This window comes from Staphylococcus sp. aM (genome assembly GCF_052975125.1).
On record NZ_CP121447.1, the window covers coordinates 2,370,606 to 2,387,030 of the forward strand.

The window sequence follows — 16,425 nt, forward strand, 5'->3', positions numbered from 1 at the left end:
TTTAATACTATTTTATTAAATCTACAATTAAGAAGATGCTATTTCTGACACCAACAATTAACCCTGAAACCATAACATCACTATTGATTAAATAGCGCTATTACCTTTTGATTAATCCTGCATCATTAAGTTGATTTAGCATGTCTAATCTTGTTTTATTTCCTAGGAATGACTCGATTTGTTGTGACCAAGTTTCAGTTCTTTCTCCATCGGTACGCGCTTTATAATAATCACTCACTGTTTGATCATAGGACTGTAATTCACTGATTTGTTTTTCTTTATCTGAATTATATTGGTTTCTATGGAAAACATGTTCTAATGGTAATCGAGGTTTTGCAGAACCATTTTCATTCTCTGCTGGTTCACCAACAGCCATACCAAATAATGGGAAAGTATACTCAGGTAAGTCTAAAATCTCACGTACACGACCAACATCATTACGTAATGAGCCTAAGTAAACAATGCCGTACCCCATATCCTCAGCTGCAACAGCCATATTTTCAGCAACAAGAGCTACATCAATCGATCCCACTAATAGACCTTCAGCAGATTCAAAAGAAACTTCCATGTTTGATTCTACATTCTCATTAATTAAATTATGACGATAATAATCTAAAACAAAAACAAATAAGTAACCATTCTCAACAACATATGGTTGCCCAGATACTTCCTTTAAATCCTCTTTAATTTCAGGGTCATCAATACCGATAATTGAATAAGTTTGTAAATAACTAGATGTTGAAGCACTTTGACCTGCTTCCACTAATTTTTCAATTGTATCTTCACTTAAAGGCGTTGATTTAAAACGACGCACCGAGTGATGTTTTTTCATTAATTCATATACATAATCTGACACTATTCCCACTCCTACTCTCGAAAAGTAATATTTTCGTTAATAATCTTTAAATATTGTATACCCTTTTCAACTGGAAATTAAATTAATTGGATTTACAGGTGAATGATTAATCATATTTTATGTATTTATAATAATTTTGACTTACCCCTATAACAAACCTTCTTTTATGAAAGTTTTGATACAACATGTTAATATCAAAGTATAGTGGAATGTAATAAAATTACACTATATTATCAATAACAAGCCTTTAGTTGAGAATGTAATTGATTATTTAATGTGTGACAGTAGTAAATTATTTTATCAATATCACTTATTTCACTTAAGCGATCAATTTCATTTATAGGCTTATAATACTTGTATCATCAATTTCTCAACGTGCTATTAATTATATAAGTTGATGAAGTTGACTATTTAAATCCTAAATGTAATAATAATTAGTAAGAGATTAGAATTATTATAAACAAACAATGATTGTTATCTAATTCTAATAAAACATTTCAAATATCAGGAGGAATTTACCTATGTCTTTAATTAATAAAGAAATCTTACCATTCACAGCACAAGCTTACGATCCAAAGAAAGATGAATTCAAAGAAGTATCTCAAGAAGATTTAAAAGGTTCTTGGAGTGTAGTTTGCTTCTACCCAGCTGACTTCTCATTCGTTTGCCCAACTGAATTAGAAGATTTACAAAACCAATACGATAAATTACAAGAATTAGGCGTAAATGTATTCTCAGTTTCAACTGATACTCATTTCGTACACAAAGCTTGGCACGATCATTCAGATGCTATTAGCAAAATCCAATACAATATGATTGGTGACCCTTCACAAACTATTACTCGTAACTTCGACGTATTAGATGAAGAACTTGGTTTAGCTCAACGTGGTACTTTCATTATCGATCCTGATGGTGTTGTTCAAGCAGCTGAAATCAATGCTGACGGTATCGGCCGTGACGCAAGCACATTAGTTCACAAAATCAAAGCTGCTCAATATGTGCGTCAACATCCAGGTGAAGTTTGCCCTGCAAAATGGGAAGAAGGTTCTGAAACTTTACAACCAGGATTAGACTTAGTAGGTAAAATTTAAGGAGGCATTAATTGAAAATGCTTAATGCTGATTTAAAACAACAATTAAAACAATTACTTGAGCTTATGGAAGGCGACGTTGAATTCGTCGCTAGCCTTGGCTCTGACGATAAATCAAAAGAATTAAAAGAGTTATTAGATGAAGTAGCTGACATGTCTGCGCACATAACAGTTACTGAAAAATCTTTAAAACGTACACCTAGTTTTTCAGTGAATCGCCCAGGCGAAGAAACAGGTATTACATTCGCAGGTATTCCATTAGGTCATGAGTTCAACTCACTTGTATTAGCTATTTTACAAGTAAGTGGACGTGCACCTAAAGAACAACAATCCGTAATTGATCAAATTAAAGGATTAGAAGGTTCTTTCAATTTCGAAACTTACGTAAGTTTAACTTGTCAAAAATGTCCAGATGTCGTTCAAGCATTGAACTTAATGAGTGTAATTAACCCTAACATTACACATACAATGATTGATGGTGCTGTCTTCCGTGAAGAATCTGAAAATATTATGGCTGTACCAGCTGTTTTCCTAGACGGAGAAGAATTTGGTAATGGTCGCATGACAATTCAAGATATTCTTAACCAATTAGGAAGTACTGCAGATGCATCTGAATTCGAAGGCAAAGATCCTTATGATGTATTAGTTATCGGTGGTGGCCCTGCAAGTGGTAGTGCTGCGATTTACACAGCACGTAAAGGCTTACGCACTGGTATTGTTGCAGACCGTATCGGTGGTCAAGTTAATGATACTGCTGGCATTGAAAACTTCATCACTGTTAAAGAAACAACAGGTACTGAGTTTTCTTCTAATTTAGCAGATCATATCGCTCAATACGATATCGATACAATGACTGGTATTCGTGCAAAAAACATTAAAAAAACAGATAGCGCTATTCGCGTTACTTTAGAAAATGACGCTGTATTGGAAACTAAAACAGCCATCATTTCAACAGGTGCAAGTTGGCGTAAACTTAACATTCCTGGCGAAGATCGTTTAATCAATAAAGGTGTTGCTTTTTGCCCACACTGTGACGGTCCTCTATTCGAAAATAAAGACGTTGCAGTTATCGGTGGCGGTAACTCAGGTGTTGAAGCTGCAATCGATTTAGCTGGAATTGTTAAACATGTTACTGTATTTGAATATTCTGATGAGTTGAAAGCAGATAGTGTTCTACAAGATCGTTTACGTTCATTATCAAATGTTGACATTAAAACTAAAGCCAGAACTACTGAAGTTATTGGTGAAGATCATGTTACTGGTATCAAATATGAAGATATGAACACTGGCGAAGAACAAGTCGTTAATTTAGACGGTATCTTTGTACAAATCGGTTTAGTACCTAACACTTCATGGATTTCTGATGCAGTTGAACTTAACGGACGTGGTGAAGTTGTTATTGATCGTAATAATAGCACTAATGTTCCAGGTATCTTCGCTGCTGGTGATGTAACTGATCAGAAAAACAAACAGATCATTATCTCTATGGGCGCTGGCGCAAATGCCGCATTGAATGCTTTCGATTATATTATTAGAAACTAATTAAATGGATTCAACATTTCATTAATATATCTTCAAAACAGAATTCCCCTACGGAATTCTGTTTTTTTATTATTTAATTCTTTAAACATGTTATGATGGAATTAATGAAAAGTTTTAATCTTTAACATCGTTGGGTTTTTACATTATCAAGACACTGTTTTCTAGTCTAAATCCATCACATATCATAAATTTTAAAGGAGCTATTATGAACACCTTAAATCATATTACCAAAGTGAAAATCTATGAAATCCAATCATTTTTAGACATCCCTAGAAAACTTTCACCACTTGAGACATTACATATTGCTTTTAAATCACATCACATTAACTTCATTTATAACCAAATGAATAAAACCGAACAAGACTGTATTAAATCATTGCTAAACAGTAACGATAATCCCGTCACAGTTAATAAAGAAATTAAACATAAATGTCAATTATCACAACGTTTAGGCTTTATTTATAAGACATCTACAAATACATTTATGCTAGATACGCACTATTTAAATCAAATCAATACGCATGTTTTCGCTAATCATTACCAAAATAAAGTCCAAGACGAAGAAGGACAACTACTTATTCAACAATTAAATCAATTAGATAAAGAACTTTTCAATGCAATTCAACATACATCTTTGAAAGATTATTTATCAACTTTGAAATCGAAAAACTTACAAGACATTTTGAAATTTTATCAAATTAAAAGTCCGTCAAAAATTAAAAAATCAGACGCCGTCAATTTAATTAATGATACCTTTTTCAAAGATTATACATTGTTAGAAAATGTCTTTAATCATTTTAAACCGTCATCTTTGTTCATGTTACATCAAATCATTAAAAGTCATACCAATTATGACAATAGTATTGATTTGGCAGCCATAATAGCTAAACATCCAAAATTACATACTGTATCAGATGTGTTAGATCACTTATTTTTATTTAATTATAATGAGCGCTATAATATCGTATCTATTCCTTATGACGCTTTAGATTTCATCCAAAATTACATTCATGATAATGGTGGTATTGAGACATTCCTTAGCCACCAAGAGCAGCATATAGTTTCTGAGGATAATCAAGTACTCGAAGGTCTACGTCTAAATACTAAAAATACTGCGGGTAATGATGATATCTCTAGTGATTCTGTTAAAGAAGAACTGCAGGATCTAGAAACTGAAGTTCCAGAACTTGAAATCTATATGGATCCCGAAATTCGTCAAAATTTAGCTGAAGAACAACTAAACCAATTGAAAAATAATAAGAAAATGCAACAGTATGTAACACCTTTCAATATCTATTTTGCGATAACGAATTTATATGGATATGCATCATTAGAACGTGTGGTTCATTTAATGAAACACTTATACGACAGAGATATGACAGAAAAGGACATTAAAAATGAAATAGAAGCTATGAATATCAATGAATTAGTCATCGTCCAAAATGATATGTTATTACACCCAGTTATTCCTATGCTCGCAAATATTGATGAGATAGACGATCCACTAAAAGGATTTTATGAACCTAGCCATCTCGATGAATTATTAATATATGCAAATAATGAATTTTATACACGTAATACCAAGTTGAAACAATTCATCAAGTTTCTTAGAAATAACATAAAAGAAGATGATGATATCAAAAAGGAAAAAACCGTAAGATATATCTTATTCCACCTAAGAATAGCACCAGATGAAGCTCATGCAGTCGAGATGATGAATAACTTGATTAAACAAAATAAACTTTTACCAATACCAGATAAAAAGTTATCTAAACAAATTGAAAAAGGTTGGACACATCTACGTTTATGGAGTTTACGCGGTTATACTGTTAATGAAACAAAATCACTTTAATTATTTATACACAAAATGTTCATAGTTCATAAATAACTAAGTGCTTAAACATTCAAATCATTTTTGATAAGTGATACGCTATAATATGTAAGAATTTAAAATAATGAATATTGTATGAATAAAAGGAGTTCCAAACCTGATGAAAAAAAGAGTTCTACTCACGTTAATTTTATCTTTTGCACTTATCTTATCAGCCTGTGCAAATAAAAGTGAAGATGATAATGATCATGATTCACATAGTAGTGCCCATGCACCTAAAAATGCTAAGCAATTAAAGGAAAAAGATATTTTCACATCTAATAAAAACAATGCTACTATCAGTGAAGACGAAATGAATAAAGTATTAAAAAAATATCTACAAGTTAACAGTGATATTTTAGATAATAAGTACGTGATGCAACATAAATTAGACAGACAGAGTGATAGCAGCACTAAGATTACTAAAAAGCAATCCAAACAATTAAGTGAATTGTCTAATCTTGCAGTAAAAAACGACTTACACTTTAAAAAGTTTGTGAATAATAACAAGATTCCAAGTGAATATAAAGATCCAACTAATCGTATTATCAAATATTTTAAAGCACTTAATAGTACAATCGCTAACGTTGATGAAGACATTGAGCAATTGAATTATCAACCACAAAATTCAATCAATGTCGTAGACGTACCAACCAACTATGCAGGCGATGTAAACAAAAAGCAACAAGATAAAATCAAATCTTTCTTAGACAAGAAAAATATCAAAACTGATGTATTTGATAAATAAACTAAAAAGCTTCTAACCGTTATAAAATTTGCGGATTAGAAGCTTTTATTTATATCTTAAGCCAAATTGACATCACCCTACGTCTAAGTCACACTATAGATAGTTAAACTTTTTATTTACTCATTTAAAAAACATTTTGGAGAGTGACAAGATGAAGTTACGTGTATCTTTTGTAGTGCTCGCGATTTTATCAACAGTGTTAACTATTTTAACGTGTGCTAAATATCCCACTGGGTCTAATACAATCAGTTTGGATAAGCCTGTAGAACTTTGGTCTGCAATAGGTACTATGGTGGCAATGGCATTACCTGCACTCATATTATGTTTTTTCAACTATATGACAACCAGAATTATTTCAAGTATTCTTCAAATTATTGCGGTTCCAGTATGGGCATTATTGGCGCTTATCGCATTCTTTATGGAAAACTATTGGGTTGGCGTTACCGCTACTATATCTTCAATTTTAATTATAATAAGTGTTTTTGTAACGCTCATAGTGGATTCATCGAAACAAAAGAAAACGTCCACAAATTAAAATGTATCTATTTAGACTACTGGACGTCTTAAATTAAAAAAAGTGAAATGCCCCTATCATATAGGGGTATTTCACTCTTTTTTACATTTCAATAAGATAAGGTTTACAATTCTCGATTTTAGCAGTTAATGCTTCTTCTTTCGTTATTTGTTCTAAATACACAAAGATACATCTAATGACAACCTGATGGGCGACTATGACAATTTGATCTGCATTACGATCAACAATAGAATTGAAAAAAGTTGCTACTCTATCAAATACGTCTTGATAACTTTCTCCTTCTGGTGCTTTTTGAGTAAAGCTATGACGGAAATCTTTGAAGTTATCATCATTAAAATATTTATAAAAAGTTTCGTCCTGTGACACTTCTTTTTTATATTTCCCTTCAAAGACACCTAGCGATCTTTCTTTTAATAAATCAGTAAATGTTGTCGGTATATTATAAGGAAATATTGCTTCATACGTTTGTTGTGTTCTTAATAAGCTTGAAACGTATACATGATCAATGTTTTTATTCGTAAAATAATTCACCAATGCTTGTGCACTCTCCGTACCTTGTTCCGTTAATGGCACATTAAGTTGACCACAAAAATAAGGCTCCCCATACTTATTATCATAATTGGATTTAGATTCACCATGTCTTACTAAATATATTTTCATTTTGAATCTCCTCACTCATATTAACTTGTTTTACTTAATAATAAATTAATTGATAATCCAATTAAAATAATTCCTACCGCATAATCAAAAATAGCTTTAATTTTAGGATTACTGAACAGTAATTTAATATATTGAAATATAAAGACGCAGAATAGGAACCAACAACATGTTACAAGCACTACCGATAATGCTAAAACTGCAACTTGAGAGGTCATATGTATATTTCCTTGTGATAAGAATTGAGGTAATATACTCATGTAATAAAGTAATGCTTTAGGATTTAATATCGTACTTAAGAAACCTTGTCTATATGATGATAGATATGACACTTGATTTAAGTCTTGTTTTTTATCATTAAATGACATCGATTGACGTGCTGATAAGATAGAGCGTACGCCTAAATAGATTAAATAACATGCACCAAGTACTTTAATCAAAACAAAGACATAATATAAACTTGTTAATATGTATATAATTCCAAAAATAGCTAAACTAGCGTAAACTATATGACCCGTGGTAATACCTAATGCGGACATCATACCGTTTCTTTTTCCTGAATGGACCGTATTTTTCATTACAATTAGAAAATCAGGACCAGGTACAATGATGATTAAGAGTGAAATCAATATAAATGTTAATATACCTTCCAAAATGAATCCCTCCATAAAGCTATCGTATCAATCCATGCATAAACATACAACACTTCGAAAAATATTGAGAATTGACTAACTATTCATGCATATAAGATAAATAAAATTAAAAAATGAATGATATGATTGCATATTTATAATTAAATGTACACAACGAAAAATTTATTTTAGAATTAAGTTGTTTTAATTGGTATTTTAATATAATTCATGATATTATATACATGTAGTTAATAAGTAACTACAAAGTCTTTTATATTCATGAACATAATACTCCTGGATGGCGTTACCCAGCGTCATCCTCTTTTTTTTGTCTAAATTTAAATGATATATATTTTTATAATCACTTTTATCAACATATCTCTTCAATTATGATCAATCGATTAGGGTACGTAACCAATGAGGAGGTATATATGTTATGAAAATAGTGATTATTATTTTAGGTATACTCGTCATTTTGTCATGGTTTTATTTATTTTATACATATAGACAAAATGGTGATAAAAGTAATTCAATTAAAGTACAAAATATCATCCTTCTAGCATGTTTACTAACACTTTTAATGACCATTTTAGGTAGTATTTACGTCGAGTAATTGGGCTGGCTATTAAATAATTTAAAAAAAATAGAGATGTCCTTATCAATTAAGGTCATCTCTATTGCTATGTTACAATTATTTTTTTCGTAAAGCTTTTAAAATAAGTGATACCACGAAAATTAAAATAATTGAACCTAATAATGCTGGGAAGATATAAATTTTACCTAGTTCTGGTCCCCAATGTCCAAAGATCATTGAACCAACCCATGCACCTACGATACCAGCAATAATATTACCTAAAATACCGCCTGGGATATCTTTACCAAGAATTGCACCTGCAATCCAACCGATAAGACCACCTACGATGATCATTCCTATTAATCCGAACATGTGTCTTCACTCCTTTCAATACATAATAATCATTATGTCTACCTATGGTGTATACCCCATAATCACATCCCGAAACCATTTTAGTTAAAAATTTATTAAAACTAGTAAAAAAATAGATATTTATATATTGATAATTATTAACCATTCGTTTAAAATTTCTAATTGCAATTCATTCAATAACGTATGCACAATAAACAAATGGGATGGTACCGACTTATTATTTTCTAAGAATATGAAAGGTTGTATCATCTTGAACGCAAATAAAAATAAATTTTTCATTTTTAAAATAGGTTTCGACTTATTAAGTGCGATATCTATTATTTTAATTCTGACCATTATTACACTCAATTTTTATATTAATGGTCATTTACATGGTCAATTTGAGATGGGCTTTCATGTCGAAAGCAATCAAATTTATCTACTTTCTTTTCTTATTGTATTAATTATTTTAAGTAGTATAACTTCATTTTTATTAGGTCGTTTTAATAACAATAATTAAGAAAAGCTATGGCACTGACATTCAATCAGTTTCAGCCATAGCTTTTCTTTATTCGTGATTTATTTTTCGTTTATAGAGCGCTCAGTTTCATCCTCTTCATCATCCTCTAAAAATAATGTATCAATGACTTCATAAGCTGTTAACAATAGTCCTAGCGTCACTGCAGTATTCGCAGAATGATTGTCAAAGAACTTTACAACGCTAATTTTTTCTAAAAAATGAAAAAAGGCATTATCAATACCGTAATCAAAGTTAAAATAAGTAATTGCAATACCAATTGCAAACGTAAACATTAAATTAATACATACACCTTTAATTGCTTCATTCACCTTAGAATTGATTACCCATCACCCCATAAATATCAATAAATCATTATGTATACTTTAAGCTTAACAAAAATGACTAAGCAACTCCATACATGGAAAATTTCAAAGTCTTCAGATTCACATTGTTTATATATTAAATATCCCTCATGAAGTTTTTGAAAACAAAAAAGAACCTCATAGGCTAAGCCTACAAGGTTCCGACAATAAACTATATATTATTGTTCCTCTTTTATATATACATATTTTATAACATTCCATCAACAATCAAAACGCCTATAAATCAGTATATATAGCTATGTCATCATTAAATTAAAGTTCATACTCTTGCTCTTCGTTTCAAAATTATGCCCTTTTTTTGCCCTTAAAATTGTTTGATTCCACGTGGAATCATCAGAAAGTTCTTCACTAACTTTTATAAATTTAGTTACTTGAGTTCTGTTTAAATTTACTGACTTTAATCAATTTGATCACTCACCATGCCAAGATCATTTTCTTTAACATGCTTTAATCTTCTGCTATTTCATAATTAGATTTACTAATTATACTGATCTTGCATTTCATGACGCCAAATTCATTTACCATTAACACACATAGTATAGTTACGAAATAATATTTGCCACTGTAACACAGGACGTTTCTCAGAACATAAAAAGAATACCATACCTATTTAAATAGATATGGTATTCTTTAAAGATTGAAAAAATATTGAAGATCTTAAAAACGAGTGACCAGCTCTACAAACATTATAACCGATTTCTAATGATTTAAACATAAAAATACCACACCTTTTAAAAAAGATGTGGCATAGCCTGATTTAGCTAAGTATAAACAATGGAGTATCGAATGAAAAAAAGGGTTAATTAAACTCTAGTATGTTAATAACCGATTTTAAGTGATTTAAACATAAAAAAACACCACTAATTAAAGTGGTGTGGGGGTTTTCATGAATATTATACAAAGGGGTAGAGCCAACTGGCTCCATTGACTCTACCATTGTTTAACCGATTTCTTACATTTTAAACATAGTATTCACTAAATAAATTAAAATATCTGTTAAACTAAAAATATATGAATTTTTAGTGAGGTGATGGTGCATTGACCTTTGTCATAGTATGCCTATATATACTCTGTGTTATTTGTCTTTTGCTGTTCTCTTATTATCTATACATGTTATTTAATTTAATAGACCACCATCATAAGATAATTTACACATTATGGACTATTTTATATGCAATATGTACGACGGTTATTATTATACTATTATTTAAATTCAGTTGATTCGATCATTACAATTCTTATTCAATACAGAAAACCACACTCTTATTTGAGTGTGGCGAAAAGCTATTTAAATGCGTAAGCAATTATGGAGCTGGGGAGCCCCATGTACAATTATAACATTTTTACTAATAAAAAACCACGATCATAATGAACGTGGTTGGAAGAATATAAAAGTTATTTAATGAGTGCTTATTTCATGTGATATTTAAAATATAACATATTATCATACGTAAACACAAATTTTAATATACCGTTTAAATAAAAAAGGCAATCACTATGATTACCTTTTATACAAATAGAAACAAGAGGGAATAATTCAAAGCAAAACCACTACAATTCTTTTGTAGTATTTATATCCCTAATCTCAATGTATCATTTTTTTACTAACGACGGAACCAAATTAATTTACATTTTTTCGACAATCATTTCATAAAAAAACCGTATCATAACTGATACGGTCAATGACTCTTAGTTAAAAAGTATTGCGAATTTACCCAGTGACATGCATAAGTAAACTAGTCAGGGATTTTTTATAGCTTTCTACAAAGGGTTGCATGTATTGTATATAATACCATAAAAATAAGAACAGTTAAATAAACTGTTCTTAAATAGTAACGAATATATGAGGTTATCAATTACTAATATATATAATATAATATTGAACTCTAAAATGCAAAAATTTACTATTTTATTTACGTAACTTTAGTTTCAAACTAAAGTACTCAATTTTGAGTACTTTAGATGTAAAAAGTTTTGGTTTTAGACATAGATTATAACACACTTACAAAGATTTTCACAATACAAAAAGATAGCCACTAGGACTATCTTTCGAAAGAAAACTAATAATGATGATAGAATGCCTCGTGAGAACGTAATTAATATCTCACTAATATTAATCTAACATTAACTTCTTATAAATATAACCCCAAATGAAGCATTTTACAAAAATAAAAAACTACCTTATTAAGATATGGTTAACGAAAGCTTTTCTAATAACAAGAGATTGGGTGAAAATCTAAAGGAAAATAATTATTTAATAAATAGAAGATAAATACCATATCTTAAATAAGTGTAGTAAAAACTATAGTTTTTTGAGTGTTTCAAGTTATACAAATGCATAACTCTTACATTAATATAGCCATTTTTTTAAGTATTAAACATAGATAAGTAGATATATTCCTTCTTAAATCTCACTATTTAGATATTATTTTCCAATTCTTTTAAATCTCGCTCATTCTTTTCATCGTCTTGACCGATACTATCTATAAAAACTGGTGTCGCCACATTCATATCTACTATATCTATATATATTCGGTATTTATTCCACTTCTTCATCCCATTCGCCTATGTTAATTTCAAAATTACGATTTGTAATTTCTTGTTTATCTGTAAATAATTTATGATATTTACCCAACATATCACGAGCACGTAAGCGATCGCTAGGCTTAATAGGTACTTCTATTAGCTCAACATATTCATTATAAACTAACTGAACCTTACCATTCTGTGGATTCTCTTTATATTCACCACGTTTAACTACAACTTCCTTTGTTTCAGTCTCATCACCAACTGCTGAATTAGTTAATAGATGCAATAGCTCATTAGCGCTTAATACACTTTCATCTATAACTTTTTTCTTTTGCTCTTGGATATAATCATTAATATGTTTCTTCTTTAACAAGCGACACCCAGATACATGTGCCGTTTTAGGCGAATAACCAGCCGTTATAGCGCTCTGCGTAACATTTAATGTTCTAATATACTCATTCACAAAGCGCTCTTGTTTAGGTGTTAATTTGTCCATATACTCACTCCTTAATATAAAGATTGCCTACCCGTGAGGATAGGCGTTTAGTTTAGTTAACAACTCTATTCTTTCGAGCTATTTCTCGTAAGCTCATACCATCAATATTTTGCTGATGAATATTCTTAGATCTTTCAGAATTAGTTACACGATTCAAGCGTGCATATTCTTGAATAGATTGAGTGTCTCTCAATTTCTCTTTTCTATTCTCTTTTTCGACTTGAGCATTAATTTCTTCTCCAATACGGTCAACATTTTCCCAATCTTCATCAGTTATAATTACATTTCCATCTTCATCAGTACCAGCAATTAAACCAGCTATTACCTTTTTATATAATTCATCTTTTCTATCCATGTTGTCGCTCCTTTACAAACTTCATTTTTTGATTTGTACCTATAATTGGCAATTCACTATTAGAGACATAATACATTGGTGCATATTCTCTAAAATGAGGTCTTAGATCACTTCTTATTTGGGCATCTTCGTCGAAATTCTCGCGTCTATAAGGAATCGCATAACGTTCGAACTCCTCTGTGTATCGCTCGTTTAAATCATTAATTTCATCAATAATATCGTTGTATTGCTCAATGATTGGTTCAAATTTAGCTATTAGTTCTTGTTTTTCATCCTCATATAACTTGGGTAATTCAGATTGATGTTTAATCAATTCAATAGCTTTTTCTTTTCTAGTTTCATCAAATACTTCTTGTTTAGTAGTAAGACGTTTGTTAATAGCCTGTAATTGCTTTTCCTCTGTATCAGTTGTTTGATATAACTTATCTGCTTTATCATCTTCACCATTCGCTACTAACTGCTTATATTCCTCTTTATCTGCTTCGATTTTAGCTTGCAAGTCATTACGTTGTTGTTCTAATTCATTAATTGCTTTACGTTGATTAGTAATAAACTGGTTGTACTCTTCAAAATATGCTTCTGTTTTCATTTACACATTCTCCTTATACTAATTTAATTGTTTTTGTTGTCTTTCTCGTTTCAAGCGCTCTTTAATACGTTGCTTACGAGCTTTACCGTCTATCTTACGCTTTTCTTTTTCTAATTTGATTTCTTCTTGCATGGATTGACGTTTGTTATCTTTAGTTGAATTCACTAATTGTAAAATGTCATCACTAATTCGATTTAATAATTCATCATCAATCAAAATACTATCTTTTTGATACTTTTTAATTTGTCGTTGTTCATCATCAGAATATTGAGATAATAATTTATGAAATTGTTTTAAATCATTCCTTGAATGACGTTTATATTTGTGTAGCTTATCTCGTTCTTCAACAATAGATAATGCTAAATCTTCTATGTGATTCGACTCATAGGACAATTGCATAGTGTATGGATCAATAAACATTCTCGGATAGTGCAGTGCGTACATATCTTCTATTCGTTGTTCCCATTCATCAAATGCTTGTTTTAGGTATGCAGCATTATATTTTGTCTTTAGGTGCTTAACTGCAAATTTTTGTACTAATTCCAAATCACTACACCCTTTTATATTTCCATTTCTTCAATAGCATCAATACGTGCTTGACTGCCCTCTATTTGACGTTGAATACTATTGATAGCATTACGTCTATCAAGCTCATTCTCAATCATGTAATAGCCTCTGTGTGTCTTACTGTAGTTATATCCGATTGGATAATGATAGTTCAGTATTAAACTATTGATAGTTAAACGTAACCATCTTTCGTTTGTACGATTAACTGTCATACCTAATTGATTTAAAATATTTGTTTTAGTAATATATTTCTTAGACGTATTTCTTATCACATTGAGTACTTGGCGGTGTTCATCGGGTAAGTTGTACGTCTTTTCTTTTTCTGTTACTTTTTGCATCTTTTCCACCTCACTTTCATAATTACTTTATACCTTAATTATACTAAATTTACACGAAAAACACAAACTAATGTTCGTCATTTATGCCATTGTTACCTTTTCTTAACACACATTATTTTACCGTTAAATAAACTCTTAAAAGCATTTATGTAGTAAAATGTAGTATATCACCTAAAGAACTAATGTTCGTATTTGGAAAGATTCATACCCTAGTGTATTTCTACAACAATTAACATTTATTAGCTATATATAGGAGCCACACAACACATGTGACCCCTTATCAAGTTACTTATTCAAACTGTAATAAGATGACTTCAATTCACTTAACTTACGCTCTAACGCTTTGTAATCGTCTTGTGTAGCGTTCTCGTCTTGTACAAATTCAGTTACTAACTTCAATCCCTCAACTAACTCTGGTGCTGGTTCATTAATCCCTGTTGCTAACTGATACAACATTTCCATATTACCTATCACATCAGCATTACTAGACTGAACACCCTCAAGTTCTTCAACATTTAATCCACCCTCAATATAAGTGAACATATCAATGTTATTACTTTCTGCGAATGTTTGTAGTCCATACATGAAATATTCATTTTCGAATAATTGACTTGCCATCATATCACTTATAGATAGGTGCTTATCATCGTGTATTTCATAACCTGCATAATGCCCCTCAATACTTCTTATAAGCCCTTCAGTGTGCTTAGGAGACGCTAATTCAAACGCTTTTCTAACATTACAATCTTTAATGTAGATATGGCCGTACAAATTACCTTCCATGACCACATACACCATATCAAACGGATCGTTATATATTTTGAATCCAAACGGTGTCTTTCTACTACTTTCTAATAAACCTGTGTAATATCTTAATAACGTGCCTGCTCTTGTTTCAAATTGGGTCGCGATTATTTCTATGTTCATATTATTCCACTCCTTTATTGGTTACTCTTAATAACATAGGTAACCATGATGGTACTTCAGTTTGTTGCTCATATTCTGGATAACTAATTGCTAATGGTAAATTGGGTACTCGACCATCTAACAAATAACGCATTACATAACTACTTCTATACACAAGATCAAGATGTTCTTCCTTAACTAACTCAATCAACGCATACATTGTGAGCTTATTCCAACCACTCCAAAAAACGATATTCTTATCCTGATCATGTGTCACACTCGTTTTACCTTTATAGTCATGATCTAACTCTTTAAATAAATCTTCTAACTGATAAATAGGAATTTCTTTATGTTCTTTTACATAGTCGTACATATACTGTTTAAGTTGCTCTTTATCCATGTGATTCCTCCTTAACCAAATTAAATGTCACTGGTAACCAATGATACGTATTTATACACTCAGATTTCGCAATTGGAAAATTTAAACTTTTACCATCTACTATATAAATAAATGGCTCACACGTGTTCATTTCAATTAATCCTTCGTTAACTAAACTACTAACCACATTAAAAGCTTGTTCATTCCACCCATACCAAAATATAATGTTGTTGTTCTCTGCACTGGTATAAGCTCCGTTCCCTTTGTATTCAAAATGATACTCATCAAATATTTTTTCTATTTCTACAAACGATGTACCAGCATTTTCTGTTATATATTTAATAATCTTATTTTTTACATTGTTCATTTTAAAACCTCACACTATATAGTTTTTTCTCACACTAACCTGTAATCTAACGAATCCCTTTATATCAACATTCACACTACATTCCTTACACCTTACAGATAAAAAGCCTAGTTCATAATTTTATTTTTAAACACTTAATAT

At 30.6% G+C, this 16,425-nt stretch carries 20 protein-coding genes and 1 pseudogene; 7 read left to right on the forward strand and 14 right to left on the reverse strand.

All coding sequences use genetic code 11. From position 1 onward, the window contains the following. Positions 1-100: 100 nt before the first annotated feature. Positions 101-856, reverse strand: a complete 756-nt coding sequence (locus P7F85_RS11645; RefSeq protein ID WP_002466447.1) for an NADPH-dependent oxidoreductase — start codon at positions 854-856, stop codon at positions 101-103. Between the two features lie 521 nt (positions 857-1,377). Between P7F85_RS11645 and ahpC the strand changes: the two genes are divergently transcribed. The 5 genes from ahpC (at position 1,378) to P7F85_RS11670 (ending at position 6,641) form a co-directional block, all read left to right on the forward strand. Continuing rightward, entirely contained in the window at positions 1,378-1,947 is a 570-nt protein-coding gene (gene ahpC / locus P7F85_RS11650) for an alkyl hydroperoxide reductase subunit C (RefSeq protein WP_002451489.1), read from the forward strand. A gap of 17 nt (positions 1,948-1,964) precedes the next feature. Continuing rightward, the gene (gene ahpF, locus P7F85_RS11655; protein ID WP_015365385.1) at positions 1,965-3,488 is read left to right on the forward strand and encodes an alkyl hydroperoxide reductase subunit F; all 1,524 of its coding nucleotides are present in this window, start codon (positions 1,965-1,967) and stop codon (positions 3,486-3,488) included. A 205-nt stretch (positions 3,489-3,693) separates the two neighbouring features. Further along, a complete protein-coding gene (locus P7F85_RS11660; RefSeq protein WP_002467108.1) occupies positions 3,694-5,340 on the forward strand; it encodes a hypothetical protein in 1,647 nt (548 codons plus the stop codon). 139 nt (positions 5,341-5,479) lie between these two features. Beyond that, positions 5,480-6,106 carry an NDxxF motif lipoprotein gene (locus tag P7F85_RS11665; protein ID WP_002467102.1) on the forward strand — a complete coding sequence of 209 codons (627 nt, stop codon included), beginning with the start codon at positions 5,480-5,482 and terminating at the stop codon, positions 6,104-6,106. Positions 6,107-6,257: 151 nt separating this feature from the next. Then, complete coding sequence (locus P7F85_RS11670) at positions 6,258-6,641, forward strand: hypothetical protein (protein WP_002467114.1); 384 nt, start codon at positions 6,258-6,260, stop codon at positions 6,639-6,641. Between the two features lie 81 nt (positions 6,642-6,722). On the opposite strand, the gene P7F85_RS11675 is transcribed toward P7F85_RS11670, so the two are convergent. Both P7F85_RS11675 and P7F85_RS11680 read right to left on the reverse strand, forming a co-directional pair. Continuing rightward, positions 6,723-7,301, reverse strand: coding sequence for a histidine phosphatase family protein (locus P7F85_RS11675; RefSeq protein ID WP_002467117.1), 579 nt, complete (start codon positions 7,299-7,301; stop codon positions 6,723-6,725). 20 nt (positions 7,302-7,321) lie between these two features. After that, on the reverse strand, positions 7,322-7,951 hold the full coding sequence (locus P7F85_RS11680; RefSeq protein WP_002451495.1) for a LysE family translocator: 630 nt from the start codon (positions 7,949-7,951) through the stop codon (positions 7,322-7,324). 415 nt (positions 7,952-8,366) lie between these two features. Between P7F85_RS11680 and P7F85_RS11685 the strand changes: the two genes are divergently transcribed. Further along, positions 8,367-8,543: a hypothetical protein gene (locus P7F85_RS11685; protein WP_002467100.1), complete on the forward strand. Its 177-nt coding sequence runs from the start codon at positions 8,367-8,369 to the stop codon at positions 8,541-8,543. A gap of 78 nt (positions 8,544-8,621) precedes the next feature. Here the strand turns inward: P7F85_RS11685 and P7F85_RS11690 are convergent, their stop codons facing one another. After that, the gene (locus tag P7F85_RS11690) at positions 8,622-8,876 is read right to left on the reverse strand and encodes a GlsB/YeaQ/YmgE family stress response membrane protein (protein ID WP_002451497.1); all 255 of its coding nucleotides are present in this window, start codon (positions 8,874-8,876) and stop codon (positions 8,622-8,624) included. A gap of 250 nt (positions 8,877-9,126) precedes the next feature. On the opposite strand from P7F85_RS11690, the gene P7F85_RS11695 reads away from it, so the two are divergent. Further along, entirely contained in the window at positions 9,127-9,375 is a 249-nt protein-coding gene (locus P7F85_RS11695) for a hypothetical protein (RefSeq protein WP_002467107.1), read from the forward strand. A 59-nt stretch (positions 9,376-9,434) separates the two neighbouring features. On the opposite strand, the gene P7F85_RS11700 is transcribed toward P7F85_RS11695, so the two are convergent. The 10 genes and pseudogenes from P7F85_RS11700 to P7F85_RS11745 form a co-directional block, all read right to left on the reverse strand. After that, positions 9,435-9,704: a hypothetical protein gene (locus P7F85_RS11700; RefSeq protein WP_002467118.1), complete on the reverse strand. Its 270-nt coding sequence runs from the start codon at positions 9,702-9,704 to the stop codon at positions 9,435-9,437. Positions 9,705-12,176: 2,472 nt separating this feature from the next. Further along, complete coding sequence (locus P7F85_RS11705) at positions 12,177-12,314, reverse strand: hypothetical protein (protein WP_002467112.1); 138 nt, start codon at positions 12,312-12,314, stop codon at positions 12,177-12,179. Further along, positions 12,313-12,783: pseudogene (locus P7F85_RS11710) on the reverse strand (terminase small subunit); the annotation flags it as partial. The pseudogene P7F85_RS11710 and the gene P7F85_RS11705, both read right to left, overlap by 2 nt. Before the next feature lie 52 nt (positions 12,784-12,835). Further along, positions 12,836-13,138, reverse strand: coding sequence for a hypothetical protein (locus P7F85_RS11715; RefSeq protein WP_002467101.1), 303 nt, complete (start codon positions 13,136-13,138; stop codon positions 12,836-12,838). Continuing rightward, positions 13,131-13,727, reverse strand: coding sequence for a hypothetical protein (locus tag P7F85_RS11720; RefSeq protein WP_002467104.1), 597 nt, complete (start codon positions 13,725-13,727; stop codon positions 13,131-13,133). The genes P7F85_RS11715 and P7F85_RS11720 overlap by 8 nt, the downstream gene beginning before the upstream one ends. Before the next feature lie 18 nt (positions 13,728-13,745). Continuing rightward, positions 13,746-14,273 (reverse strand): hypothetical protein, encoded by a 528-nt coding sequence (locus tag P7F85_RS11725; protein ID WP_031464129.1) that lies wholly within the window; start codon positions 14,271-14,273, stop codon positions 13,746-13,748. 14 nt (positions 14,274-14,287) lie between these two features. Continuing rightward, positions 14,288-14,632, reverse strand: a complete 345-nt coding sequence (locus P7F85_RS11730) for a hypothetical protein (protein ID WP_002467111.1) — start codon at positions 14,630-14,632, stop codon at positions 14,288-14,290. Positions 14,633-14,917: 285 nt separating this feature from the next. After that, complete coding sequence (locus P7F85_RS11735) at positions 14,918-15,559, reverse strand: pathogenicity island protein (protein WP_002467115.1); 642 nt, start codon at positions 15,557-15,559, stop codon at positions 14,918-14,920. 1 nt (position 15,560) lies between these two features. Next, positions 15,561-15,938 (reverse strand): hypothetical protein, encoded by a 378-nt coding sequence (locus P7F85_RS11740; protein ID WP_002467110.1) that lies wholly within the window; start codon positions 15,936-15,938, stop codon positions 15,561-15,563. Continuing rightward, positions 15,931-16,284: a hypothetical protein gene (locus tag P7F85_RS11745; RefSeq protein ID WP_002467109.1), complete on the reverse strand. Its 354-nt coding sequence runs from the start codon at positions 16,282-16,284 to the stop codon at positions 15,931-15,933. Before P7F85_RS11745 ends, P7F85_RS11740 begins: the two co-directional genes overlap by 8 nt. Between the last annotated feature and the right edge of the window lie 141 nt (positions 16,285-16,425).

What these genes read in the sequence shown, in the direction of transcription:
- ahpC (WP_002451489.1), top strand. Translation starts at nt 1,378, where the DNA reads ATGTCTTTAATTAATAAAGAAATCTTACCATTCACAGCACAAGCTTAC.
- ahpF (WP_015365385.1), top strand. Translation starts at nt 1,965, where the DNA reads ATGCTTAATGCTGATTTAAAACAACAATTAAAACAATTACTTGAGCTT.
- P7F85_RS11660 (WP_002467108.1), top strand. Translation starts at nt 3,694, where the DNA reads ATGAACACCTTAAATCATATTACCAAAGTGAAAATCTATGAAATCCAA.
- P7F85_RS11665 (WP_002467102.1), top strand. Translation starts at nt 5,480, where the DNA reads ATGAAAAAAAGAGTTCTACTCACGTTAATTTTATCTTTTGCACTTATC.
- P7F85_RS11670 (WP_002467114.1), top strand. Translation starts at nt 6,258, where the DNA reads ATGAAGTTACGTGTATCTTTTGTAGTGCTCGCGATTTTATCAACAGTG.
- P7F85_RS11675 (WP_002467117.1), bottom strand. Translation starts at nt 7,301, where the DNA reads ATGAAAATATATTTAGTAAGACATGGTGAATCTAAATCCAATTATGAT.
- P7F85_RS11685 (WP_002467100.1), top strand. Translation starts at nt 8,367, where the DNA reads ATGAAAATAGTGATTATTATTTTAGGTATACTCGTCATTTTGTCATGG.
- P7F85_RS11690 (WP_002451497.1), bottom strand. Translation starts at nt 8,876, where the DNA reads ATGTTCGGATTAATAGGAATGATCATCGTAGGTGGTCTTATCGGTTGG.
- P7F85_RS11705 (WP_002467112.1), bottom strand. Translation starts at nt 12,314, where the DNA reads ATGAAGAAGTGGAATAAATACCGAATATATATAGATATAGTAGATATG.
- P7F85_RS11715 (WP_002467101.1), bottom strand. Translation starts at nt 13,138, where the DNA reads ATGGATAGAAAAGATGAATTATATAAAAAGGTAATAGCTGGTTTAATT.
- P7F85_RS11720 (WP_002467104.1), bottom strand. Translation starts at nt 13,727, where the DNA reads ATGAAAACAGAAGCATATTTTGAAGAGTACAACCAGTTTATTACTAAT.
- P7F85_RS11730 (WP_002467111.1), bottom strand. Translation starts at nt 14,632, where the DNA reads ATGCAAAAAGTAACAGAAAAAGAAAAGACGTACAACTTACCCGATGAA.
- P7F85_RS11735 (WP_002467115.1), bottom strand. Translation starts at nt 15,559, where the DNA reads ATGAACATAGAAATAATCGCGACCCAATTTGAAACAAGAGCAGGCACG.
- P7F85_RS11740 (WP_002467110.1), bottom strand. Translation starts at nt 15,938, where the DNA reads ATGGATAAAGAGCAACTTAAACAGTATATGTACGACTATGTAAAAGAA.
- P7F85_RS11745 (WP_002467109.1), bottom strand. Translation starts at nt 16,284, where the DNA reads ATGAACAATGTAAAAAATAAGATTATTAAATATATAACAGAAAATGCT.